The organism is Spirosoma aerophilum, from assembly GCF_054782495.1.
The window spans coordinates 1,265,062-1,290,602 of the sequence record NZ_BAAGSJ010000013.1 but is presented as its reverse complement, the minus strand read 5'-3'; the positions used below and the strand labels follow the sequence as shown (position 1 = coordinate 1,290,602).

Annotated in this window: 18 protein-coding genes and 1 pseudogene; 9 read left to right on the top strand and 10 right to left on the bottom strand. The window is 51.1% G+C overall.

Features of this window, described 5'->3' with window-relative positions:
• Nucleotides 1-24: 24 nt before the first annotated feature.
• A complete protein-coding gene (locus tag ACYVK4_RS16740; RefSeq protein ID WP_461128665.1) occupies nt 25-2,151 on the top strand; it encodes a S9 family peptidase in 2,127 nt (708 codons plus the stop codon).
• Between the two features lie 92 nt (nt 2,152-2,243).
• Here ACYVK4_RS16740 and ACYVK4_RS16735 read toward each other — a convergent pair whose 3' ends face one another.
• The 4 genes and pseudogenes from ACYVK4_RS16735 to ACYVK4_RS16720 all read right to left on the bottom strand — a co-directional run bounded on the left by ACYVK4_RS16735 (nt 2,244) and on the right by ACYVK4_RS16720 (nt 7,121).
• A complete protein-coding gene (locus ACYVK4_RS16735) occupies nt 2,244-3,155 on the bottom strand; it encodes a nucleoside hydrolase (protein ID WP_461128664.1) in 912 nt (303 codons plus the stop codon).
• Between the two features lie 159 nt (nt 3,156-3,314).
• The gene (gene bla, locus ACYVK4_RS16730) at nt 3,315-4,067 is read right to left on the bottom strand and encodes a subclass B1 metallo-beta-lactamase (RefSeq protein ID WP_461128663.1); all 753 of its coding nucleotides are present in this window, start codon (nt 4,065-4,067) and stop codon (nt 3,315-3,317) included.
• A 36-nt stretch (nt 4,068-4,103) separates the two neighbouring features.
• Nucleotides 4,104-5,162, bottom strand: a pseudogene (locus ACYVK4_RS16725) (purine nucleoside permease).
• 69 nt (nt 5,163-5,231) lie between these two features.
• Entirely contained in the window at nt 5,232-7,121 is a 1,890-nt protein-coding gene (locus tag ACYVK4_RS16720; RefSeq protein WP_461128662.1) for a CocE/NonD family hydrolase, read from the bottom strand.
• Between the two features lie 158 nt (nt 7,122-7,279).
• On the opposite strand from ACYVK4_RS16720, the gene ACYVK4_RS16715 reads away from it, so the two are divergent.
• On the top strand, nt 7,280-8,782 hold the full coding sequence (locus ACYVK4_RS16715; protein ID WP_461128661.1) for a DUF952 domain-containing protein: 1,503 nt from the start codon (nt 7,280-7,282) through the stop codon (nt 8,780-8,782).
• A gap of 61 nt (nt 8,783-8,843) precedes the next feature.
• On the opposite strand, the gene ACYVK4_RS16710 is transcribed toward ACYVK4_RS16715, so the two are convergent.
• Together ACYVK4_RS16710 and ACYVK4_RS16705 are read right to left on the bottom strand one after the other, a co-directional pair.
• Nucleotides 8,844-9,983, bottom strand: coding sequence for an amidohydrolase (locus ACYVK4_RS16710; protein ID WP_461128660.1), 1,140 nt, complete (start codon nt 9,981-9,983; stop codon nt 8,844-8,846).
• Between the two features lie 174 nt (nt 9,984-10,157).
• Nucleotides 10,158-11,702: a S10 family peptidase gene (locus ACYVK4_RS16705; RefSeq protein WP_461128659.1), complete on the bottom strand. Its 1,545-nt coding sequence runs from the start codon at nt 11,700-11,702 to the stop codon at nt 10,158-10,160.
• Between the two features lie 225 nt (nt 11,703-11,927).
• Here ACYVK4_RS16705 and ACYVK4_RS16700 point away from each other — a divergent pair, with 225 nt between their 5' ends.
• Complete coding sequence (locus ACYVK4_RS16700) at nt 11,928-13,202, top strand: M20/M25/M40 family metallo-hydrolase (RefSeq protein ID WP_461128658.1); 1,275 nt, start codon at nt 11,928-11,930, stop codon at nt 13,200-13,202.
• Nucleotides 13,203-13,457: 255 nt separating this feature from the next.
• On the opposite strand, the gene ACYVK4_RS16695 is transcribed toward ACYVK4_RS16700, so the two are convergent.
• Nucleotides 13,458-13,847: a hypothetical protein gene (locus ACYVK4_RS16695; RefSeq protein ID WP_461128657.1), complete on the bottom strand. Its 390-nt coding sequence runs from the start codon at nt 13,845-13,847 to the stop codon at nt 13,458-13,460.
• Between the two features lie 176 nt (nt 13,848-14,023).
• Between ACYVK4_RS16695 and ACYVK4_RS16690 the strand changes: the two genes are divergently transcribed.
• Both ACYVK4_RS16690 and ACYVK4_RS16685 read left to right on the top strand, forming a co-directional pair.
• Nucleotides 14,024-14,935: an alpha/beta fold hydrolase gene (locus ACYVK4_RS16690; protein WP_461128656.1), complete on the top strand. Its 912-nt coding sequence runs from the start codon at nt 14,024-14,026 to the stop codon at nt 14,933-14,935.
• Between the two features lie 44 nt (nt 14,936-14,979).
• The gene (locus ACYVK4_RS16685; RefSeq protein WP_461128655.1) at nt 14,980-15,435 is read left to right on the top strand and encodes a RidA family protein; all 456 of its coding nucleotides are present in this window, start codon (nt 14,980-14,982) and stop codon (nt 15,433-15,435) included.
• 135 nt (nt 15,436-15,570) lie between these two features.
• On the opposite strand, the gene ACYVK4_RS16680 is transcribed toward ACYVK4_RS16685, so the two are convergent.
• Complete coding sequence (locus tag ACYVK4_RS16680) at nt 15,571-16,668, bottom strand: GntR family transcriptional regulator (RefSeq protein ID WP_461128654.1); 1,098 nt, start codon at nt 16,666-16,668, stop codon at nt 15,571-15,573.
• A gap of 521 nt (nt 16,669-17,189) precedes the next feature.
• Between ACYVK4_RS16680 and ACYVK4_RS16675 the strand changes: the two genes are divergently transcribed.
• Together ACYVK4_RS16675 and ACYVK4_RS16670 are read left to right on the top strand one after the other, a co-directional pair.
• Complete coding sequence (locus ACYVK4_RS16675) at nt 17,190-19,556, top strand: TonB-dependent receptor domain-containing protein (protein ID WP_461128653.1); 2,367 nt, start codon at nt 17,190-17,192, stop codon at nt 19,554-19,556.
• Between the two features lie 51 nt (nt 19,557-19,607).
• Entirely contained in the window at nt 19,608-20,072 is a 465-nt protein-coding gene (locus tag ACYVK4_RS16670) for a 3-oxoacyl-ACP synthase (protein ID WP_461128652.1), read from the top strand.
• A 51-nt stretch (nt 20,073-20,123) separates the two neighbouring features.
• On the opposite strand, the gene ACYVK4_RS16665 is transcribed toward ACYVK4_RS16670, so the two are convergent.
• Nucleotides 20,124-21,770 (bottom strand): amidohydrolase, encoded by a 1,647-nt coding sequence (locus ACYVK4_RS16665; protein WP_461128651.1) that lies wholly within the window; start codon nt 21,768-21,770, stop codon nt 20,124-20,126.
• 106 nt (nt 21,771-21,876) lie between these two features.
• On the opposite strand from ACYVK4_RS16665, the gene ACYVK4_RS16660 reads away from it, so the two are divergent.
• On the top strand, nt 21,877-23,265 hold the full coding sequence (locus ACYVK4_RS16660) for a TolC family protein (RefSeq protein ID WP_461128650.1): 1,389 nt from the start codon (nt 21,877-21,879) through the stop codon (nt 23,263-23,265).
• A 77-nt stretch (nt 23,266-23,342) separates the two neighbouring features.
• Nucleotides 23,343-24,035 carry a DUF421 domain-containing protein gene (locus ACYVK4_RS16655; RefSeq protein ID WP_461128649.1) on the top strand — a complete coding sequence of 231 codons (693 nt, stop codon included), beginning with the start codon at nt 23,343-23,345 and terminating at the stop codon, nt 24,033-24,035.
• Nucleotides 24,036-24,099: 64 nt separating this feature from the next.
• Here ACYVK4_RS16655 and ACYVK4_RS16650 read toward each other — a convergent pair whose 3' ends face one another.
• Complete coding sequence (locus tag ACYVK4_RS16650) at nt 24,100-25,191, bottom strand: DNA topoisomerase IB (protein ID WP_461128648.1); 1,092 nt, start codon at nt 25,189-25,191, stop codon at nt 24,100-24,102.
• Nucleotides 25,192-25,541 lie beyond the last annotated feature (350 nt).

The window sequence follows — 25,541 nt, the reverse complement described above, 5'->3', positions numbered from 1 at the left end:
TTTTTATATCCTAGCTGATAGCGCATGAAGAAGTTTTTGTTCCTATACCTGCTTTTGGGCGTATGCCAGCTCGCTCCGGCACAAACGTTTACCCTGGAATCTGTAAAAAGCTACCCCTTTCCGACTGAACTGACCAGCTCCGCACAAGGCGCACGGATTGCGTGGGCATTTAGTGAACAGGGCAAACGGAATGTTTACGTTGCCGAAGGCCCCGATTTTACGCCCCGGAAACTTACCAATTACAATGAAGACGACGGACAGGAGCTGTCCAGCCTATCAATTTCCAATGATGGAAAATGGGTCGTATATGTCCGCGGGGGTGATCATGGATCCAACTGGGACGATGAACTGCCGGTCAATACGCTGTCATCCCCTTTAGCGCCCAAAGTTCAGATCTGGAGCGTGCCGTTTGCCGGTGGCGAACCCAAAGCCATTGCTGAAGGGGATGCGCCGGTTATGTCGCCAAATAGCGTTGGGGGTGTGCCAGTCAGGATTGCTTTTGTTAAAGGGGGACAAGTCTGGATTTCTCCGGTCGACGGATCATCTCCGGCTAAAGCACTGTTTACGGCACGTGGTACGAACGGTTCACTCCAATGGTCGCCCGACGGGTCGAAGCTGGCCTTCGTCTGCGATCGGAAAGATCATGCCTTTGTGGGTGTTTATCGCAACGAATCGACGCCCATCACCTGGATTGCGCCATCATTCTCGAAGGACGAGTCGCCCCGCTGGTCGCCGGACGGTAAACAACTGGTCTTTGTCCGTACGCCCGGCTCCGGTGGTGCCCCCGATTCGCTGCTGGCGCGTAAACATCGTGCCTGGTCCATATGGACCGCCGATGTGGCTTCGGGTAATGCAACACCGATCTGGCAGGCACCTAAAACGCTGGCCGGGTCGCAACCGACTACCCACGGTGGCTTTAACCTCCACTGGGCTGCCAACGACCGGATCGTATTTCTGTCGTATCAGGATGGCTGGCCTCATCTTTACTCCATGCCATCGGCCGGTGGAACGCCCCTGTTGTTAACACCCGCTCCCTTCATGGCCGAGCATATTACCCTGAGTCACGATCGCAAATGGCTGTTATTTAGTGGAAACACTGGTCCCGATAAGCTGGATATCGACCGTCGGCATGTGGTACGCGTTCCCGTCGATAAGGCAGCCATGGAAGTGCTCACCCCCGGCACCGGGCTCGAATGGACCCCTGTTGTCACCGGCGACGGCGCTACCGTGGCTATGATCAGTGCCACAGCCCAACGCCCTCCTTTACCTACGGTTATGGCATTTACAAAAGGAGCGCCGAAGGTGCTTGGCCAAAATCTGATCCCTGCTAATTTCCCGACAAATCAGTTGGTAACCCCCAAACAGGTAGTATTCAAAGCGCCCGATGGGATGACCGTACACGGCCAGCTGTTTGAACCTGCCGGGGGACCTTCGAAGAAACCCGCTCTTATTTACGTACACGGAGGGCCACCCCGCCAGATGTTGCTGGGCTGGAATTACTCGGACTATTATGCCAATTCATACGCAATGAATCAGTACCTGGCCAGTCAGGGATTTGTGGTATTGTCGGTGAATTACCGGCTGGGCATTGGCTACGGGTTCGACTTCCACCAACCTGCCAACGGAGGAGCGTCGGGGGCTTCGGAATACCAGGATGTTCGCGCTGCGGCCGTATGGCTGGCTGGACAGTCGCAGGTTGACGCGTCTAAAATTGGTATTTACGGTGGTTCGTACGGCGGCTACCTGACGGCGCTGGCCCTCGCCCGCGACTCAAAACTTTTTGCTGCCGGTGTCGATATTCACGGCGTGCATGACTGGAGCCAGCAGCGATACGGAGGAGGCCAAACTGATCGGGTGGAGAAGATTCCCGATGCCGACCTGGCCGCTAAAATAGTTTGGGAGTCATCGCCGGTATCGTCGGTCAGCAACTGGACATCCCCCGTACTGATTATTCACGGCGACGATGACCGCAACGTTCGCTTTTCGCAAAGTACCGACCTCGTCCGGCGGCTGGACAAGCAGGGGGTTTCGATGGAAACGCTCGTTATTGTCGATGATACCCACCACTGGATGAAGCACAGCAACGCCCTGAAAATGGGAGCCGCCACCGCCGACTATTTTAAGCGGAAACTGATGAAGCCAAAGCAGTAGTTTGAAACAGGAAGCGGTACAAGTTGTACCGCTTCTTTTTTTGTTATTGACTGGGTATACGCTGCGTAGGAGGGCAGTAAGAGAGCAAATTCCTATTGCCTGAACTGAGCCAACAGATACGCGTAGAAATAGTCAACATTCACGTCTGTCGCAAATTGAAGGGAGTAACCAGCCTCATCCAGGTAGGTCTGACCGGCATTGGGTGGGCGGGTGCTAACATTCACGCTGGCCGTCTCCAGGGTAAATTGTTCAGGCATAGCCAGGTAGCTGGTTGCCAATATATCCCACATAAAATACGTGTAGTGATAACTCGGAATGGTGTCCAGTGTGAGCGCCCAAAGCTGGCCGGTAAGATTGGACAGCTTATGGTCTATCTGGCTCGCCAGGGAGGACAGAAACTTTTTAGTAACGGGCACATGGTTTGTCACATCCAACGGAATCAGCGTGAGGGGTAACTCATACGAAACCAGCTTTTGTGAGCTGACCGGGTCCCAGAATACATTCCATTCGGCGGTGCCGTCGTGCTGAAATGTTTGCACATTTCCGTGTACCCGAAACGCACCGGCCATCCAGACAATCTCAGCGATGTTGGCTCGCAGCTCAGGTGCTTTTTCCAACGCCAGCACCAGGTTGGAGCAGGGGCCGGTCATCAGAATGGTAACTTTCCCGGTGGCTGAGGATAGCTTGTCGATAATCAAATCGGGTGCGCTGGCGTATCCATACGGATCGGGAGCTTCGGGCAGGTTGATGAGCATCGGCAAGGCGTTGATGATCTCCGGCCGTGCCCGCCATTCGCTCGGGAACGCATTGATGCCATAATAATCACCCCGTCCCAGAGGTATCCGTTCCTGCCCCATCAGTTGAAGCAGTTTGTACGCCGATTCAAGGGCGGGTTCGATGTAGCAATCGGCGGGTGTTACGGTCACGCCGATGAGGTCAATGTCGGGCATGGTCAGGACGAGTAATTGCGATAACAGATCGTCAATCGCTCCGTCATGATCCATTAAAAGGAGTCTCGACTTTAAGGACACTGGTTTTGGGTGTTTAAGGGTCTAACTTTAAATAATTTCAAATAAACGCATAGACCCGGTCCTTTGTGGGGATGGCAAAACATGCATTTGATAATCATCCCTAAACAAATTTGCCGTTTAGGGATGATCTAGTCAGTTGTTTTTGGCCTGGGCATGTTTCTTCAGCAAAGTCAGCGTGTGCTCCAGTGATTTGGTGTCCGTCCAGTCCTGATGGCCGGGAACCACTACACGTGCAGTTCCAAAGTGTTTCATCACATTTTTAATGGAACCAGCCCATTCGTTCAGGTTGGCATCGGCGAGATTGCCCATTCCGAAAGCGGCCACGCTTTTCACCAGGCAGCCACCGTACAGAATCTGCTGACCTGGCAACCAGACCACAATGTTGTCGGCCGTATGGCCCTCTCCGGGAAAAAAGCAGCGAATGGACTCCTTCCCAATCGTGAAGGTGGTATCGTTGGGTAAAATGCCGTCCGGGGCCTGGAAGCCCAGCTTTACGGATTTTCTGGCGGTTAAAGGGGTACTAACAACCCGAACGCCAGCTTTGCGTAATTCGCTGATGCCGCCCACCCGGTCTTCGTGGGCATGGGTAACAATACACAGGCGTACGGGCTGGTGAAGGTTTTTGCTGACCCATTCGAGCAGCTCGCGCGTGTTGTCGGTATTCGTGTCTGTATCCCAGCCAGTGTCGACCAGCACAACTCCCGATTTCGTCTTGATGATCAGACCGTTGGAGGGGAAGGGCGTCCCGCCATACATACCGTAGGTAGTATGAACAAATACCTGCTTATTGAGTGGAGTAACGCTAAGACCGGGCCGTTTGGCGGGTTGGGCCTGAATGCCCGTGCTAATGAGTAAAGCCAGCGATAGCCGTAACAGCTTTTTCATGAGAATAGGTAAAGTCAAATGAGAAAACGTCGTTCGTTATTTCCGGGGCAGTTTATCCTTGTAGAGGGACCAGTTGGTAATGAGCTTGTCGACAACGACCGAACCAGCCTGATAAGCGGCTTCGAGGGCGGGTAGATACGCGGTATAGCGTTCGCCAACCTCCTTTCCGCCATTGGTCAGGTTTTGGGCGGCCGTTACACCGGATGGCTGCATGGTGTAATTGCTGGCCGTTCACAATACCATATACCGGTTTATATCGGCTTTCCCCGCCTTGGTCAGCCATTCCAACGACTGTCCGGTGCCGGTATCTTCCATGGCAGAGGTGACGAAATTCCCTTTCCCTTTGGTCCAGTAGTTTACCCAGTCATTAGCCCAATCATTCAGGTATTTGCCGTGCCAGAAGGTCATGGCTGCAATATGGTCGCCCAGCATGACGCGGGGTGGTTTGCGGGCTTCAGGGAAATCACGGTAAACAGCCCGCATTTTCTGCAATGTTTCCGTATCCGTCAACTTTATGTCTTTGGTCAGGTCGAATGCCCAGGCGGTCAGATCCGGATTCAGGTGGATGGCCACGGTGAAATCATTCTCCTGAACGGGTTGCTCATAGGGTTTGGCCCGTCGCAGGGGCAAATAGCCGGTTGACCAGTCTTTGGGCATCTCGCGCGGGTCAATTTCGTGCGCTAAATCGTCATCCACCAACCACTCCGCCCATACCGCTGACCCGGCGCTTCCATCTTTGGGGTCTATACCGGCAATACCCGCCACCAGCCAGTATGCGTGCGACAGATCGAAGCGGGGGTCCATACCAAGCGCCATGATGGAGGCTGCCGAGCGGGCTGTGCCCATGCCTGTACAAATACCGAGGACCTGTTTGTCGGGATTATAGCGAAGGTTCCGGTAACCCTGTGGAAATGGAAGCGTTTGCGACAAGGGTAGCCGTTCTACCCAATACTGGAACTCGCCCGGCCGATCGCCGGTATCGGCCCCAATTTCGAACATGGTGACGATAACGACCTTAACGGGAATGGGAGTAACGGGCTGGCTAAAGGTTTTAACACCGACAAGCAGCAAAACAAAAAGGGCGATCTGTTTCATAGGTACAGTAGTCGCTGGCGTGCATCGATCTATCAGCCGATGCACGCAGCAGGGTAGATGGTAAAATTGTTATTGAGTCAACGTCCCAACTTGTAGAAAGCTGGTGCCCGCCTGGCCATGATATACGCGGTGGGTGGCTTTTTTGTAGTCGGATTCTTTGGCGCTGAAAACCGGCACGAACGTCTGGGGATTAAGGTCGCTGAAGGGGAAGCACGAACTTTGGATCTGAACCATCAGTCGGTGCCCTTTTTTAAATGTATGCAGCACATCCTGCAACTCCACCGAAACGGGCGTTGGCTGGTTGGGTTTGAAAGGTTCGGGCTTGCTGATGTTGTTCCGATATCGTCCGCGAATGATCTCACTCCGTACCAGCTGCTGATAATTGCCGTATACAACATCCGTATGTTTGGGGTCCTGGGGTTCATCCGGTGGGTAGACGTCGATAACTTTCACCACCCAGTCGGCATCGGTGCCCGTTGTCGAAACGGTCAGATGAGCCAGGATGGGTCCGGCCAGCGTCAGATTATCGGTCAGGGCGTCGGTTTGAAAGGTCAGCACATCCGGGCGGGCCGACGCAAATCGCTGATCTTCGACCATGTAGTCCGGTGAGAAGCCTTCGTTGATCTTACTCGAAAAAGGGACCGGGTGGGCCGGGTCCGATACAAATTCCGAGAAAGCCGCTCCTGTTTTAGGGGGGGTAAAGCTAAGCTTGCCATGCCCGCCCAGATATACTTGTTTTTGCACCGTTCCGGCAGGAGGGTACGTGTCGAAAGTACGCCAGCGATTGGTGCCCGTTTCGAACAGGGTGGCTTCGGGTAAGTCGAGCGGTGTTGTCTCGTTGAAAAGGTAATGCCTGAAAAATTTTGCCTCCAGGGTCTGCTGGTAATACGGGGAAACGGCGGAGCCGAAGTCAAGATCGGCCAGTGTCTGTCCCGACGGGCCCGCCCAGCCGCCATGAACCCACGGGCCTACGACAAAGCAGTTCCGGATACCGGGGTTCTGCTTTTCGATAGCCTTGTACGTATGAAAGGTGCCGTACAAATCCTGTTCGTCATACCAGCCACCCACCACCATAACTGCATGTTTGATGTTTTTCAGATGCGGCAGGATATTGCGTTTCTTCCAGTGTTCATCGTATTCGGGATGCTCGAAGTTTTCGTGGTAATACTTGTTGCGGCCTTTAAAGAATTGGCTCTCCGAATTGGCCGTCGGGCCCATGTTCTGGTAAAAATGGTAGCCGTCGGGGTCGTTCATATCGAACAGCTGAGGGGGATTTTGTTTCGTCGGTTGTTTTTGTTCCTGAAAGTAATTGTAGAAGAGAAAGTTAGCCGCAATCATAAACGCCCCGTTATGAAACGCATCGTCGCGCCAGAGGTCGGCCATAGGCGCCTGCGGTGAAGATGCTTTCAACGCAGGATGGCCCGATAGGGCTCCTGCCGACGCATAGAATCCGGGATAGCTGATGCCCCATTGGCCGACGTTTCCGTTGTTGGCCGGTATGTTTTTCAGGAGCCAGTCGATGGTATCGTAGGTGTCGGACGATTCGTCATGATCGCCGGTCCCTTTCTTTGCATCCAGGTGAGGGGTCATTTCTATAAACGTTCCTTCCGAGGCCCACCGGCCCCGAACGTCCTGATAAACGACGATGTAATTGTCGCGAAGCATAAACGGATTTGGGCTGACACGTCGGCGGAACCGGTCCGTGCCGTACGGTTGACAGCTGTAGGGCGTCCGCTGCATCAGGATCGGGTGCTTTACCGACTGGTCTTTGGGTGCATACACCTGCGTGAACAGTTTCGTGCCATCGCGCATGGGTACCATAAATTCAAACTTCTGATAGTTCTCACGCACATACGTTGAATCCTGCGAAGTTGTGAAAGGGTACGGATTGGTCGATGGCGTCGACTGAGCGCTGATTAGACCGGGCAGCAGTAGTAGAAAGAAAAGGAACGTTTTCAACAGCTTGTTGGAGTGAAGTTGTTTTTTGATGCAAAATAGTCTCTAATTGCGTAGGCCAAGGTGGCTGTCGATCAATTTCCTTTAAATGACCTGACGGTTGTTGTGCGGTATCCATCGCCCCAGGTTATCATTTGCTCAAGCCGGTTCTTCAAGTAGACATGGGTTATCCTCAAAAACGTACCAGTAAAATATCAGTTTGTCTGTTTGTCCTGTTGAACCTGTTCACCATAAACGCTGCTCTGGCCGGTGAAACCCTATATTACCTTGTCAAAAAGAATAATTGGGAAAGTCTGGATAAAAAAGCAAGCTTTCGGACGGCGTCTTTTGCCCGGGATGGATTCATTGAATTAGTACCTCGCGAGCAGGTTGTACTAAACGCCAACAAGCTGTATCCGGGGCAAAAGGACTTGCTGTTGTTGAAGATTGACGTCCCGTTTACGGATTCCCTTTTACACTGGGACAATATCCCCGGTCGCGAAGCTTCTGTGCCCCGTTATTATGGTGAACTGCCCAGGGCACTGGTCAGCCATGTTTACAGCCTGAAGCCGAATCGACAAGGCCGGTTTACGCTGCCCAGGGCTCCGTTTGTGTCACGCCTGATTACCGGCCTAATTCCTGATGCGACGGTTGGTCACTTTCTGGATTATCCCTCCTGGCAAAATACCAGGCGACTGTATAAGCTGCAGAAGAATAATTTTGGCGGTCCTAAAGTGCAGCTACAGTGGTGGTATTTTGATTTCTTTCTGGCCGATGGCAGCTCCGTGGTGTTGGCCTTTATCCCGCAGCGCTGGTGGGACAACGTCAAGGCAGGAACTGAGAAACAGTCGATGTTTACGATGGCGTTAAAGACCAAAGCCGGAATAGTGAAACGGTTCACGAAGGTTATCCCGCAATCGGAGATGACAGTCACCAATGACCGGCTGGAAATTCCTTCCCGTTTGGTGATTGAATCGGTCGGTTCCGGTGCCGATCGACGGTATACGATTCAGGTAAACTTCGACGGGATAACCGGGGCGTTTACCATGATGCCTACCCGTCCGCCGTTTGCAGCTTTCCCAACGGGGGCCATGCCCGGTATATTGATGACCCTGATGAGCGGGGCCGACTGGGGCAGCCCCCGTTTTAGCTATGTATCGCAGATTCCGGACAGCCAGGTTTCCGGATCGCTGACCTGGGGGGAATACCATACCAACTTAAGTGGGATAGGCTATCATGAACAGGGCCGTATTGACGACACTCCCGAACGGCAGGGTGGAAGCTGGATGTGGTATCACTTTAGCGGTGAAGGCTGGTCGATTTTCGGTAGTCCCGGCAGCTACATTTACCTTCAGCGCGGAGACTGGGTTATACGGGCCGGATTTCACGCGATTTCCAGTCAATATACGCTGACCAACCGGACGTTCGCCAGTCCTGATCACGCTAAAATCCTGACTGGAGGCCAAATATTTTTTCGCCATGAGAACATCACATTTCGCCTGAATGTAAGCCCTGCAACGACCAAAACGCTGGTGTGTTATGCTTCCGCGACCAAGCCAACGGAGGTATGGGGTACGGTTGGTGGGGAGGCTACGCTGTCAATTTCGGAAGGGGATGAACAGAAAACCGTTCCGGGGCGAATATTCCTGGAAACCTGTTCGTGGGAAACAAGAAAAGGGCATTGAGGTCCTGATCGATGAGTGCACACCACTGGCTGTTGATCAGAATTAACGCTAGGCAGGATAGCTACGCATGCGTAAGGGCGATCAGGTCAAGAAATAAACGGGCGGCCGGTTCGATGAGGGCGTCATTGAAATCGTAGTCGTCATTATGCAGGGCAGGAGAGTCCTCACCGTTGCCAATGCCAAACATAGCCCCATTAAATTTTTGCGTAAAAAGGCCGAAATCTTCACCCCATTTGAATGGTTCCGCCTTTTCGATGTACGGATAACCCAGTGTCAAGGCACTTTGCCTGATGAGCTCAACGGCCTTCTGATCGTTTTCGTTGGCATGGAACGCTTCGGTGTAAGCCGTTTCTATGTCTATACCACTGTCTGCTGCTAATTGGGAAAGCAACCCCAGCAATTGGTTCGTCAACATAGCCATCCGGTTTGCGTTTCGGGTTCGAAGTGTTAGGTGTACTTCGCCGTAGCCAGCCGATATCCCATATGATTTTTCGCCCATGGTCGTATAAACCGGCGTAATCAGGGCGAAGTCATCCGATTGCGGATCTGGCTGCTGGATCTGCCGGGTCATGAGAACAAAATCGGCCATCACATAGGCGGGATTCATGCCTTTTTCGGGTTCTGCAGAATGGGAAACTTTACCCGTGAACGATACGATCAGGCTGAGCACCGATGCCGTAAACGAGCCCGGCCTGCACACGATAACGCCTTGTTTATAGCCTGGTAAATTATGCAGGGCAAAAACGCGGTCCGGTTGAATACCGGCAAAAGCAGGATCGTTCAGTACCGCTTCCGCACCTTTACCATTTTCTTCAGCCGGTTGAAAGAGTAAAAAAACCCGACCCTGAACAGGTGGTTTTTCCATCAGGAGAGATGCCAGGCGGGCGAGAATTGCCGCGTGGCCATCGTGCCCACATTTGTGCGAGACACCGTCGATCGTTGATCGATGCGCAAAGGTGTTGACTTCCTGAATGGGTAAAGCATCGATATCGGCCCGAATCAGCGTGACCGGCCCAATCGAATCATCGCCATATTCAAGCAGCAACCCCGTTTGCGCTACTTCCCTAATGCTGGCCGGATGAAACTGGCTGACGAATCGTTTTATTCGTTTCTGGGTCTCCACTTCCCGACAGGACACTTCGGGAAATTGGTGAAGTTCGTGCCTGAATTGCGTGAAAATGTCGTTCGTATCTGTAATCATCCGGTAACTAACCTCTTGAAGTTGAATGGTGTTAGAAAACTGTTGCTGGCGCGGGCGTTTGCCCGTGCCTTTTAATGAAGTCAGTATTCACTGACCCAAGCGAACGGGGACTCCGGACCGGCTTGTTAAGTAAAAGGCACGGGCATATGCCCGTGCCCTCAACCAATTAGCCCACTACCGACTTCCTGAATATTTGGCCGGTTCGCTGTTTTTAGGTGTGCTCTTCTGGATAAACTTGCGGAGGTGTTCGTTGCTGGTGGCAAGGTCTTCTTTGCGAAGGTACATCATGTGCCCACTGCGGTAGCCTTCCCATTCCATACGGTCTTTGAGCTTGCCACTGGCGTCCATCTGCCACATGTTGTATTTGGCATTGAAATAATCGCAGGCACCGTCATAATAGCCCGACTGTACCAACAGATGCAGATACGGGTTCTGGGCCATCGCCTGCCGCAGGTTTTCGCCGGTTTTGTTGTTGCTGTTATCCCATGGGAAGGTTGGACCGAACATATAATATTTCAGGTCGGTCTTATAATTCAACTCTTCGCGCATGAACATGTTGATAGCCGGTGTAAACGAGTGCAGCCACGAAGTCAGCTCTGAATTATAATCGGGAGCGATACCCGCATCTTTACTATCCAGACCCAGGTACCGTGAGTCCAGTCGCCCAACGGTCTGGCTTTTGTCGCGGAGCAGTTCTTTCCAGAAGAAATTGGTGGGTACGTCCAGATTCTGCTGCATAACCACCGTTTCCGACAAACCCGAATACCGCGCTACTTTGGCGGCTATCTCTTTGCGCTTCTGATCGGGGAGTGAACCACCCAGTGCCAGCGCAGGAAGGTATTCCTGAATTGTGAATTTCTCCACTTCGGGCAGTACGTCGATCAGGTCTTTCTTTTGCAGATCGGCAGGTAACGCTTTGTGGTACCAGGCGGTAGCGGCAAAATAGGGTAGTTTCAGCACACCTTTGGCCGGGCCATCCCGCTCGATGCCCAGATCGGTGGGCGATACCAGGATGACGCCGTTCAAGTACATCCAGTGCGCATTCTGTAATTCCAGTGCCAGCCCCGATACGCGGGTGGTGCCGTAACTTTCGCCAATCAGGTACTTGGGTGATGACCAGCGGTTGTAGCGACTCACGAACGTATTGATCCAGTCGGCCAGGTACTTAATGTCGGCGTTGACGCCAAAGAACAGCTTTGGGGCTGGCACGTCCTTGTTGGCCGGGCGCGAAAAACCGGTGTTTACGGGGTCGACGTACACAATGTCGGCGACGTCCAGAATGGAATTGGGGTTGTCTTTGATGCCGTAGGGCTGAACGGGGTAGCCTTCATCATCGACCTTCAAAATACGGGGACCCGTATAGCCGATCATCATCCAGACAGATGCCGTTCCGGGGCCGCCGTTGAAGGAGATGACCAACGGACGGGAGGTGCGGTCGGCCACATCGGACCGCTCGAAATAGGTGAAGAACACCCCGGCAACGGGTTTGCCTTCTTCATCCCAAACGGGAATGGTACCCGCCGTGGCTTTGTAGGGAACGCGCTGGCCTTTGATCGTTACCTGCCCGTTGGTTACTACCTGTGCGTCGAGGTTAAGGGTGCGGGAGAGCGACGCAGGTTTGTCTTCTTTGGGTTGTGGTTTTTCGGTGGTGGTTTTTTGGGCGAGTGTGCCTGTCAGAGTCAGGCAACTCATAAGCAGTACAAGGAAAATCTGTTTCATTTGGAATTGGAAGAAGTGATGAATGAGGCCGGTAAACCGACAAACGGTGCATTTTCGACCGAAGATAGGAAGAATAGCAGAATAGTATTTGGACGTAGCGGATAACCGGCTTCATTTTAGTCCGTAGTTGCGCAGAATGAAGGATAAGTTGGACATAATCGATCGAATCAATGGTTGGCAGGTAACTTTCCGTATTTTAGCCCGGTAGCCTGTTAAAGCCTGAATATGAAAAAACTCATCATACTACTCCTTATTGCCAGTTCCGGCGTCTCGGCCCAATCCCTGTCAAAACCTGAAGCCAGCGTAGTGGCGACCGTCAAAAAGCAAATGCCCGAAACCGAAGCGTTTCTGGAAAAAGTTGTTAACATCAACAGCGGCTCGCTCAACATCGAGGGCGTGCGAACCGTCGGGAAATTAATGGCCGAAGAGCTCGATAAACTGGGCTTTAAAACGGAATGGGTTACGCTGCCCGATTCACTCAACCGGGCCGGGCATCTGGTTGCGACCCGACAGGGTAAAAAAGGAAAGAAACTCTTCCTGATCGGTCACCTGGATACGGTATTCGAAAAGAGTTTACCCATGGAGCCCTTCACGCGAATCAATGACTCGACCGCCACGGGACAGGGCGTGAACGACATGAAAGGGGGCGATGTGTTGATCATTGCCGCACTGAAAGCTCTACATACCCAGAAACTGCTCGACGATACATCTATCACCGTCTACTTTACGGGCGACGAAGAGAGTGGGGGTGGAGCGGCCAGTCGGGTAGACTTTATTGAACGAGCCCGTAAATGTGATCTCGCCCTGGCGTTTGAAACGGCACAGGGATTAAGCAGCGTAACCACTGGTCGGCGGGGGGCGAGTAGCTGGACGCTCAACGTAAAAGCCCGCACGGGTCACTCGTCAAGGGTTTTTAGTGATCTGGGATATGGAGCCATTTATGAAGCCGTTCGGATTCTGAACGAGTTTCGTAGAACGCTCGGGCAGGAGCAGTACCTGACATTCAATCCCGGCTTAATTGTGGGTGGTTCCGAAGTTCATTACGATGATAAAACGGCGAAAGCCGAAACTATTGGTAAGACCAACATCGTTGCCGGAACGGCGCTGGTAAAAGGTGATCTGCGTTTTCTGACGGAGACCCAGAAAGAGAATGCCCGCGCCAAAATGCGGGAGATCGTCGATAAAAGCCTCCCCTTAACCAAAGCCACTATCTCCTTCTCCGATGGGATTCCGGGTATGGAGCCCTCGGCGGCTAATGACGAATTGCGGAAACAACTGGATAAACTCAGCCGCGACATGGGGTTTGGGCCTGTAAGCGCCTTTGATCCTGGAGCCCGTGGTGCCGGCGATGTATCGTTTGTCGCCCAGTACATGCCGTGCCTGGATGGGTTGGGTGCCTCAGGCAAGGGGGCTCACAGCATCGAAGAAACCATGAACCTGAAGGAATATCCCTCGCTGATCCAGCGCACCGCCCTGTTCATTTACCGGCTGACTCGGTAAGTGGAGGAGTCGAAATCCGTGGTATGGACTAACGAACTCGCTTTGTGAAAGCCTGTCTTTGTTGAGGTCAAACTGATCAGGGAGTCAACATTTGGAGTGGCTGAGATAGCTTTACCCTGATGCGTATTCGTTTTGCTTGGGGACTGCTAGAAGCAAGGGCGCTCGCTCCGACGGAAGAGACTGTTGTCATCGGTGCCCCGTTTCAAATGGAGGCACCGATGATAACTACTCCGGTAATCCATACAAAATTATCCTTCATTTCTTACCCTTTATGGCATTTTGCCAGACCGGTACAAAGTCGTAGGTGGGGTAAAATTCGGTGTTGTAGGCACCCCAGGCTCCATTTTCGATAATCAGATTAAGGGTTCGCAAATTTTTTGCCGGGATGCGCACCGTAACGACCTGCCCAATGCCCATCATGACGTACCACGAAATAACCCGGGCTTCTTTGGGTGGAAAATTCTCCAGAAACTTGTTTTGATTTTGTATTTCCTGAATCTGCTTAAGGCTTTTGTCCTGTTGATGCTTCAGGAAAATTGTGATCATGATACTGTCCGATGATGCCTGGGTGGGTTGTGTAGCCTGCGCTTGGCAAAAGTACCCGCTAAAGCAGGCGATACTGAGTAAGAGGATGCGTTTTACCATGATCTTTGCTTGATTGGGGTTAACTTTTGTATTACTACATCGGCGCTGCAAGGTTTAGAAAACTTACAGCATGACTTTACCGAAACAAAAAAGGTAAGAATTCCCGAAATCCGTTTGGTTTACACTAAAGTGTTTATTTTTACCCACGTACCTTGTCTTACCTTCCTGAACCTACCATGAAAAAACGGTTTCTCTGGCTACTGCCTGTTTTCTTAATTGCTGCCGCTTACCTGTATCCCGTTCCTAAAAAAGACGCGCTCGACCTATATACCGGAACGGATAAAGCGCCTGTTAACGGCCTGGCCGCTTTTCGCAAACTGCCCATTTCTACCATAAACACCCAAGGCTACGACTGGACGTATATAGCGCTGGGAAAAGGGCCCCAAACGATTCTGTTTCTGCACGGCATGACGGGCGGATATGACTTTTGGTGGCAGCAGATGAACGAATTCAGCCCCGAGTATCGGGTCATCAGTGTTACTTACCCACCCGTCGACAATCTCACCGCCCTTGGGAAAGGAATAATGGCGATTCTCGACCAGGAAAAGGTCGATTCAACGATCGTGGTGGGAAGTTCGCTGGGTGGTTACCTGACTCAGTATCTGGCCGCAACCTATCCCCAGCGGGTTACGAAGGCGGTTCTTGGCAATACCTTTCCAAAGAACGATGTACTGGAAGAAAAAAATAAAGGCAAAGTGGCCGTGGCAGCCTGGTTACCCGAATGGTTGGTCATGGGTGGGCTGCGCCAAAATCTGACCGACGTCGTCATTCCCGCTTCTGAAAACAACCCGCTTGCCGGGGCGCAACTCCTTGAAAACACGTATGGGCGTATGTCGAAGGCGCAGTTTCTGGCTCGCTACCAGTGTGTCGTCGATAAGTTTGTGCCGATGGACGGTACTCAAACCAAAATCCCGGTGCTCATTCTGGAATCGGATAATGATCCCCTCGTTCCAGCCGAACTTCGCACAGCGTTGAAACAATATTACAAAACGGCCCAGGTGCACACGTTTCATGCAAAAGGTCATTTTCCGTATTTAAATGCAAAAGACGAGTACAACACGGTGTTGCGGGCGTTTTTGTCAAAGTAAAGAGCGTACTTAATTTATATAACAACCTGTTTAATCACTTAACTATGAAGTATCTTCTCCTTTGTTTCCTTGCTGTCGGTGTGAGCCTTTCTGTGTCCGGTCAGCATAAGCAGATCGTAAAAGCCCGGGTAGCGCCCGCAACGCCCTATCCGTTTAGTCCGGGGGTTATCAGTAACGGTTTCGTGTTTGTATCGGGTCAGGTAGGAACGGACCCGAAAACGAATAAGCTGGTCGAAGGAGGTCTGGAGGCCGAAACGGCCCGGACCATTGAGAATATCAAAATTATACTGGAAGATGCCGGCGCTTCGCTCGATGATGTCGTCAACGTAACGGTTTACCTGACGAACATGGACGATTTTCCAAAGATGAACGCCGTTTACAAGACGTATTTTAAGGAAGGTGCCTACCCGGCCCGCGCCACCATTGGAGCGGCCAAGCTCGTGTTTGGGTCCAGTGTTGAAATGACCATGACAGCCGCCATACCGGTGAAAAAGAAGTAAGGGGATTGGCTGTAATGAGCGGATTGGCGGTAATAAATAGACTTAAAACCAGGTTCCCCTTTTTTTAGATCTATTTATAACCGCCAATCCACTCCTAAATTCACTTAAGATCCGCCAAACAGACACTCCATTAAACTACAGTGACCCCCGGCGGATCATGTAGAAGGGGTTTTTTACTTTTATGCGCTTATTGTCCAGCAACAAGGAAGCAGCCGTGTAGCCCATGGCTTCAAAATCGGTGGTAATGACCGTTATATTCAGCAGTTCCTTAAGCGTCGTTTCATTGAACGAAATGATGCCGATCTCATGACCGAGTTCATAGGAGGACTGGCGACCTTTTTTGACGAGTTCCGATAAATCGGTTTCTTCGACCACCACATAGGCTGTGCCTGGCTGCAGACTCTCGTGAATGGCGTTCTCTTTGATGCTGAACTCCTTGCGGTAGTTAATGCAGAATGACCGGAAACCGTGGGCAATTTCAGATGGGTAATTGCCATCGCTCGGAAGGATCAGCACCATGCGACTATACTTGTTTAGCAGATCCTGCGCGTTCTCCAGCGCTTCACAAATGTCCTTGTCAAAGTTCTGATAAACACTCAGGGGAGAGCCCGCCAGCTCCGAAACATCCTTGTCGAGCAGAACCAGCTCATTGGTCGGAATGGACTCCAGTACTTTTAAGTAGTCGGCTTTGTCGAGGTCTTGCGTGAAGTGGGGCATCACCACGTAATAATTGTACTTGCCCAGGTTCTTCTCAATGATCTCCTGAAAGTGACGCGCATTGTAATGATGAATCTGGAGATCGACCGTTGCTTTATCACCAAGGGCTTTCAGGAATGCGTAATAGATTATTTTCTTGTAGGAGCTAAGCTTATTAAAAACCAGCAGTATTTTAAGTTTTGTCGTCGTGTTGGTCTGCACATAATACCCTTTACCCTGAACCGAGGTGATGTAGCCGCGCTCGCGAAGTTCGCGGTAAGCTTTTTCGACGGTATCGCGGGCCAGGTAGTACTCGACGCTTAACTCACTAATGGATGGAAGCTGCTCATTATTTTTCAAAACCCCTCGCTCAATATCCGTGATCACGGATTGGACAATCTGCTTATACTTAGGCGTTTTGTCTTTTGGGTTGAACTGAAGTTTATAAACGGGTGAAAGCGAGTTGCAGTAAACATCAACAAGATCGCCATAGACTGGACGACGACCGTTTCCCGAAGAGGTGAGTTTAGCAATCATACTTCATGGTGTTTTATGTATTTTTTTGAGGACGGCGACGCTTGTATGGATTTTAAATCGCTGATCATTTATACAAGCTTCCTAATAATAACGGATAAAAAGAAGGGAATTTTGACTTTTTTTAATGCAAACGTTACCGGGAGCCTTTGCAAAAGTAATCAATACCAGATTTTGTTGTAAAAAATAAAGGGAAAACCATGGGTTACTTTTCCTGGTGTAGAACACAGGTTTGATCAAACCAAGGGTAAGGTTTTGTATTTTAATAAGACCGAAGCCGTTACAAACCAGCAGGTTTTGTGGATTGTGCCGGGGAGAATATGACAATTTAAACTTCTATCATATATAATTAAATAAAACGGTAAAGTAGTTGGTAGATGGTCTGAATTGTTTCCTTTACGTAGTATGGAGAATTTACTCTGCGTCTATCTGTGATCCGGGTTATGTGTCAATTTCAGTGCTCAACTATGCTGCGAACTTTTACAAACGTTCTTCTTTTTTCTCTTTTTTTAGGCCCTTTCCGGATGTTAGCGCAAACGGCCGGATCCAGTCCTGCATGGGTGAGGGGTACGCTGGTCGATGATAAAAAAGTCCCCGTTCCTTTCACGACGGTTGCGCTGCATCGCACCGCCGACTCGGTGCTGGTCACGGGCGTCGTGGCCGACGAAGCCGGTGTTTTTGCGGTACAGGCCCGGCCCGGCCGCTACTACCTAAAGATTAGTGCCGTAGCCTATCGGCAATTGATCATACCATCGTTCACAATAAATGGACAGGATCAGCAACTGGGTACGCTGGTGCTGGCGGCCAATGCCAAACGGCTGGACGAAGTTGTGGTGGTGGGAGAGAAGAGCCAGATGGAGTTAGCCCTCGACAAACGCATCTTCAATGTTGGGAAAGACCTGGCCAATGCAGGCGGAACGGCGTCGGATATTTTGAAAAACATACCGTCGGTGGCGGTCGATGGGGAAGGTAATGTGAGCCTTCGCGGAAGTAACAGTGTTCGGATTCTGATTGATGGAAAACCATCTGGTTTGGTAAGTTTTAAAGGGGGGAGCGGGTTGCAGCAGTTGCAGGGAAGTATGGTCGAACGGGTAGAAGTGATCACCAACCCATCGGCTCGTTACGAGGCAGAAGGAATGGGTGGCATCATTAACATCGTTCTAAAGAAAGAGCGAAAGGAAGGGTTTAATGGCTCCTTCGACGTTATTACGGGCTATCCGGCGAATTTTGGAGGTGCCGCCAACATTAACTACCGGCGGAAAAATCTCAATTTCTTCGTCAATTATACCGCTTCATTCCGGAACACGCCCGGCCGGAGTTCCCTGTATCAGGAAGTGTATAGCAACGACACAACTTTTGTGTACCGGCAGAATTCAACGAGCAGTCAGAAAGGCCAGAACAACAACGCCCGCGCCGGTATTGACTATTATTTTAGCCCTAAAAGCATTCTGACCGCTTCGTACACCTGGCGACTGAGCAAGGGAAAACGCTTCTCGGATATTCAGTATCTCGACTACAGCCCTAACACGAATGATCTTCTGAAAAGCCGTACCTACCGCACACAGGACGAAACCGAAACAGAACCCAATTCGGAATATGTCCTCAGTTATCGGAAAACGTTTGCCCGGGAAGGTCACGAGCTCACCGCCGATGTGCGGTATCTGGATAACTGGGAGAAGTCAGATCAGATTTTTACCCAGAATACGTTTCTGCCAAACGATTTACCATCCGGGATACCGCCGATCCTGCAACGGGCGATCAACGACGAAACCGAAAAGCAACTGCTGGTTCAGGTCGATTATGTTCGGCCGTTCGCCAAAGATGGGAAGCTGGAAGGCGGACTTCGCCTGAGTTCACGGGATATGACAAACAACTATGCCGTTACGCAGCAGAATCCGGACAACACGTCGACTCCGCTGCCGGGGTTGACCAATGACTTTCTCTACGAAGAAAAAATCAACGCACTTTATGGCATTGTGGGCAATAAGGTGCGGAAGTTCTCGTACCAGATGGGACTCAGAGCCGAATGGACCGATGTGACAACGACCCTGAAACAAACGAACGATGTTAACCCGCGCAGTTACGCCAATTTGTTTCCGAGTGTTCATGCGACCTACGATCTGCCGCGCCAGCATGCCCTGCAAATCAGTTACAGCCGCCGGGTTCGTCGGCCGCAGTACAACGATTTGAGCCCGTTCATGACGTTTAGCGACAACCGTAACTTTTTCAGCGGCAACCCCGACCTGAACCCTGAGTTTACCAATGCCTTTGAAATTGGGCACATCAAATACGTTGAGAAAGGGTCGATGAGTTCGTCTGTTTACTATCGGCATACCACGGGTAAAATCATCCGGATTCGCCGGGTCGACGAGCAGGGGTATTCTACGACCCGCCCGGAAAATCTGGCTACGGAAGATTCGTATGGTGCTGAGTTCACAAGCTCTTACGCTCTCTACAAATGGTGGAAGCTTGACGGTAGTGTCAATTTCTTCCGTGCCATTACCAACGGCGGTAACCTCGACGCAAGTTACCAGAGCGATACTTACAGCTGGTACACCCGGCTGACGTCTCGTCTGACGGTCTTAAAAAGCACCGATTTTCAGCTTCGGGGGAATTATGAAGCCCCCCAGAAAACACCGCAGGGAACCCGTCAGGCCATAGCCACCCTGGATCTCTCATTGAGTAAGGATATACTTAATAACAACGGGACACTGGTGTTGAATGTGCTTGACGTGTTCAACTCCCGCCGGTATCGTTCCGTTACGGAGGGCGCTAACTTTTACACTGAAAGCACCTCTCAGGGACGTTTGCGGCAGATTAATCTGACGTTCAACTATCGGCTGCATCAGGCCAAAAAGAAAATGAAAGAGCCGGGAGAGGGGGAATTTTAACCGTTTCTTTGGGTTTATGCGTTAGGGGAAAGCCTACTAATCCAAATCAAGTTGATCAACACACACCAACAAACAAAAGCAGCCTTACTGGCATTGTGTGAAGCCTACGTACAGAAACGTATCACTACGGCCAAACAGGCGATGGAGGAAGCTCAGGAAGCGGCCAATTCTGAGTCGAAGAGCAGCGCGGGCGATAAGTACGAAACGGGGAGAGCCATGGCTCAACTTGAGCGGGACCGTCATGCTCAGCTTTTGGCTGAGGCCACCAAGGTTGAGCGGGAACTGAAACAACTGACCATCGAGAAAGCATTCGAGACCGTTCAGCCCGGTAGTCTGGCCGTTACCAATCGGGGGCTGTTCTTTATCAGTGTCGGTGCCGGTAAACTCTCCGTTGATGGCGTCGATTACTTCGCTGTATCGGCCGCATCGCCCATTGGTACGGCACTGGCGGGACGAAAAGCCAATGATACCGTAACGTTCAACAAAATGATTTATCAGGTGCTGGAAGTTTACTAATGCTGGTGGTAGGGACGAGCGCCGTCCCTACCACCAGCATTAGTGAGCGAGTTAAAATACCCGCTCACCGTTAATCCAGGTCTGTTTCACTTTGATACCTCGTAATTGGGGATTGGGAGCGGTCATAATATCGCGGTCCAGGATCACAAAATCGGCCTGTTTGCCGGGGGCAATGCTACCGCGGAGGTGATCTTCAAAACAGGCATAAGCCGCCCAGCGTGTCATGGCCAGCAGGGCCGATTTACGATCGACGGCATTTTCCATTTGGTAGCCACCCGCCGGAAAATTCTTCGCATCCTGTCGCGCCACAGCCGAATGAAACCCAAACAGGGGGTTGACGGCTTCGACGGGGAAGTCGCTGCCGAAGGCAATCAGGCCCCCGGTGGAGGCTGCATTCTGCTTCATCAGATCCTTAAAGGCATACGCGCCTTTCACCCGGATGGGGCCCAGCCGTTCGGTGGCCCAGTACATATCTGAGGTGGCGTGGGTTGGCTGCACAGATGGAATAATCGAGTATTTACCAAACTTCCAGAAATCGTCGGCCGATACGACCTGCGCGTGTTCGATACGCCAGCGACGGTCGTTTTTTCCTTTTAACAGTTTTCCATACAGGTCAAGCATGAGGTGATTGGCTGAATCGCCGATGCAGTGGGTATTGGCTTGAAAGTTAGAGGCATAAAGCAATTTGGTTACCCGTTCCAGTTCCGATGGGCCAAGCAGCAGAAAGCCACCGGTTTCGGGGCGGTCGCTGTAGGGCCGACGAAGGCAGGCACCCCGAGACCCCAACGCACCATCGGCATATAGTTTAAACGAACGAACGGTGAGCCAGTCCGTCTGGAAAGGGCCACGTTTGAGAAAGTAATTCAAATTCGGCTCGCCCAGGCTGACCATCGCATAATCGCGGATCTTCAGTTTGCTGGCTTTTTGAAGGCTGTCGATGAGATTAATTTCGTCGGGACTGATGCCGGCGTCCGAAACGGTCGTCAGCCCCAGCGACACACAAACCTTTTGCGCTTCGAGCAGCATGCTGGCTTTGTCGTTCAGGTCAGGCTGGGGGATAACGCGCTTGATCAACTGCATGGCATTATCTACCAAAACGCCCGTTGGCTGTCCATTCTTTAAAAGAACCTCCCCGCCGGGTAGTCTGGAGCCAGCTGTTACCTGTGCCAGCCGCAACGCTTTGGAATTGACGAACAGAGCATGCCCATCCACCCGCATCAACGCAACGGGAACGTCGGGGAAGGCGGCATCCAGTTTCTCTTTGGTAGGGAAGGTTTTTTCGGGCCAGTCATTCTGGTCCCAGCCCCGACCGGTTAACCACATGGCATCGGGGTGTTTCTGGCGAAAAGCCTTCAGGCGGTCCAGCAGGTCATCGTAAGACGTCGACCCTACCAGATCAGCCTGGGTGAGCACCTGGCCAAGTCCCAGAAAGTGGGCGTGAGGGTCATAAAATCCCGGGTAAACAGGCTGGCCCTTCAGATCGGCTGTACTATCGGCATCGTAATCGTTTTCGAGGGAACCGGCTTTGCCGACGGCCAGAAATTTTCCATCTTTAATAACAAAGGCATCTGCTACGGCAAAGCTGGAATCGGCGGTGTAAATGACCGCGTTTTTGACGAGCAGATCGGCTTTTTTCCTGGTGGAACAGCCTGTAAGGATAGCCAGTAAGGCAAAAAACAGAAGTTGGGGTCGGTACATATTGGACGGTTGGGAAAGCTGCAATTTAGGAGAAAGTTAATAAGCCAGCCAGCTAATCGCAGATTCTTGTATTTTTGTCCTAAATGTCCTAGTTAACCTTAAATCAATGAAGCTCAGTAGTTGGATCTTTTTTACCTGTATTTCCTTTTCGGCCTTCGCTCAACAAACTCCCAATGCTATTCAACGTGCTCAGCAACGGACTTTTAACGTAGGGAACATACCTCAGACCGGAGAGCTGTTGACACTCCCGCAGGCTGTTTCTCAGGCAGTTGAGAAAAACTATCAAATTCAGATAAACCGCTCTCAGGAAGATATTGCCCGAAACAATTTCACCAAAGGAAATGCAGGCTACCTGCCCACCCTAACCTTTAACGGGAACTCCAGCGGAGGATTACAATATTTCCGGCAGACATTCATCGATAACATTCGGCCTCCTCAGGAAGCCAGAGGGATTTTTAACCGTACGTCTAATTTAGGTATTAACTTAAATTATACGGTTTTTAATGGGTATGCCCGTTCCTCAATTTTTAATCAGCTGGAGCAACTGGTAAAAATTGGAACGGTTAATACGCGTGCCAACGTCGAAGCGACCGTTGCCAGTGTGGCCACCAGTTATTACGATGTGGTCCGTCAACTCCAGCGGCTCATTGCCTTTAGCCAGGCACTCGATATTTCGCGCGAGCGACTTGAACTGGCGCGGGCCAACTATGAAGTGGGTACCCGCTCGAAAGTTGACTTTTTGAGTGCTCAGGTCGATTATAATACCGATAGTGCCGCACTGATCTCCCAGGAGCAGCAGCTTCGAAATGCCAAAACACTGCTCAACACCTTGCTGGTGCGTGACCCGCAGACAGAGTTCTCCCTGCGCGACACCATTATTGTTCGGCCTACCCTGGACTTGCCCAACCTGCAGCAATCGCTAACGGCCAACAACCCGTTGCTCGCAGCGGCCGTATTAAACCGAACCCTCGCCGACGTAAATGTGCGGCTGGCAAACGCTGCCCAGTTGCCTTTGATAACTGCCCAAACGGGGTACAACTATCAGTTTCAGGATAATCAGGGCGGCTTTGGGGTAGCTACGGGTCGAACGGGTGCCATGACATACAACGTCATTGCGACGATACCCATTTTTAACGGCTACAACCTGAAACGGCAGATCCAGAATGCCCGCGTCAATACGATCATCGCCCAGAATCAGGAAAATAATCAGCGTATTCAACTGCAGCTTGCTCTGGTACAAACCTACCAGGCTTACCAGACCAGCATACGGTTGTTGAACCTGGAGGTGCAGAATAATCAACTTGCCAACGAAAACGTCGATATTGCTTACGACCGTTATCGGATCGGTAACTCGACTTTCGTTGAATTCAGGGACGTGCAGCGCAATGCTATCAACGCACAAACCCGGTTGATCGAAGCGGAATACAACGCCAAAGCGGCCGAAATTGAATTGCTGCGCCTGAGTAGTACCATAACGCAGGAGCTTGGTCAGTAGCGGCTAACTGGCCGCATACAAAACAGTTTGCCGGTCATGGTGTTGTGTAGCTATACCTCTCTATTCAGCGCTACAAAATGCCAGAGCCTGTTGAGCCCTTCGATTGGGCCCGCATGTTGATTCACGATCTACCCTGGACCTACCTGGGGGAGGTCGCCTTTCGAACGGCCTTCATGTTTATTATCCTGCTAACGGCTCTGACCGTTTCGGGGAAACGGGAAGTGCGGCAGTTATCGATCTATGAACTTGTTTTGCTGATTGGTTTAGGCTCCGCTGCGGGCGATCCCATGTTCTATGACGATGTGCCCCTTTCGTCGGCAGTCGTTGTTTTTATCGTGATGATGAGTTGCTACAAACTGGCGACCTACATCAGCGACAAGAGCAAAAAGGTTCGTGATGTTCTCGAAGGCCAACCCGTTTATGTCATAGAAAATGGATGTATCCTTGTCCAGAATTTTGATCAGGAAGATTTAGGGCTGGAAGAACTGTTCTCCGATTTACGCGTGGCGGGGATCGAACATCTTGGTCAGGTACGAACCGCCATTCTGGAGCCAAACGGTCAGCTGAGTGTGTTCCAATTTGAGGAAGAAGACATCCGACCAGGATTGCCGATTTTGCCCAGAGAGCTGAAAGAAGGAACAGACATGATTTCCGCAGCCGGACACTATGCCTGCTGTGGCTGTGGTAAAGTGGAGTCGCTGCAGGAGGGAAATAGCCCGGCTGTCTGTCAGCAATGTTCGAAAACGAACTGGGTCAAAGCAGTCAAATAAGTGCCGATGGGAGTAAGAGCCGGTCAGCATCCTGTTCTAACGAAGGCTGACCGGGTAAAGCCGACTAACGCTTGGCAACTTTCTTGTCATTGACAACCGACTTAATTTCGTCCTTCAAAAATTTAAGCAATAGTTTTTCAATACCATCCAATCCATAAGGACTGGTTTGCCGGAAGCGTGCCTTTTGTTTGATGTAGGGATTCAGGTCCTGACACTCGTAGGCTTCCAGAATCTGTGGATGTACGTAGTGCTTGCGGCAGACTGTGCGGGTGTTTCCCAGCCGATGAGACACTTCATCCAGAACCGTGTTTACGTTTTTCTTTAACTCCTTCTCCGTTTCGCAGGGTTCCAGTTCGGCCAGGAGCCGAAGCGCATTTACTGTACCCGCCCAGGTACGAAAATCTTTGGCCGAAAAGTCTTCCCCCATAGTTTCGTGTAAATAGGCATTGACCATGCCGGAGTCGATGGCATGGCGTTCGCCTTGCTCATCGAAGTATTGAAACAGTTCTTTTCCGGGAATATCCCGACAGGCTTTCACCAAACGGGAAAGTCGCTTGTCGTGCAGGGTAATATCATGGTAGATGCCTTTTTTCCCTTTAAAGCTGAAACGCACGTCGGGCCCCTCCAGCTTCACATGCCGGTCTTTGAGGGTTGTCAGTCCATAGGAGCCATACTCTTTTTCGTATGCCGCGTTGCCTACCCGAATGAGGGTCTGCTCCATAACGCTCAGTGCAATGGCAATAACTTTTTCGCGGGTCAATTCCCGTGTTTTCAGATCGTTTTCCAGACGTTCCCGAAGTAGGGGCAGGGCTTCGCCAAAAGCCACCATCCGGAAGAATTTAGTCTGACTGCGAATGGCATTCCACTTGGGGTGGTAGCGGTACTGCTTTCGGTTTTTTGTGTCAATACCTGTAGCCTGTAAATGGCCATTTGCTTTCGAACTGATCCAGACATTTTCCCAAGCCGGGGGCAGAATTAGGCTACGAATGCGGGCAAGCGTGTCAGAGTCGTCAATTTCATGTCCCCGCGCATCGACGTATACAAACTGGTCGGAGCTGCGTTGACGACGAATACCGGGCATGGTATCGCTCATATAAACCAAACGGGCAGCCCGGGCTGTTTCGATTGGATCGTGGGCTATTTCTACTAAATTCACGTTCGTTGAGTCGTGTAAAAAATTAAGTAGATGATAAACGGGTAGAGTAGGGAATTGGTTAATGAAAACCCCAAATTATCTTCATGCATTCTGCCGGGTAAATTCAGGTAAATGGACTTTACCCGATTTGCCTTTCAACACGTTATTGAAGGTTGTTAGTAGTTTACATTATTGCAAAATCAAATCAAAGAAATTACCTATTGATTTCAATACAGTTTTATATTGCAATTAAATTAGCTAAAAATAGCTTTTTTAAAACTTGAGGTTAAATCTTTGGGCAGTCAAAGCCATTTTTTGAATTCACTTTGGGCTCCTATCCGACAAGTCAGCGTGTCAAACTGTCCCGGTTA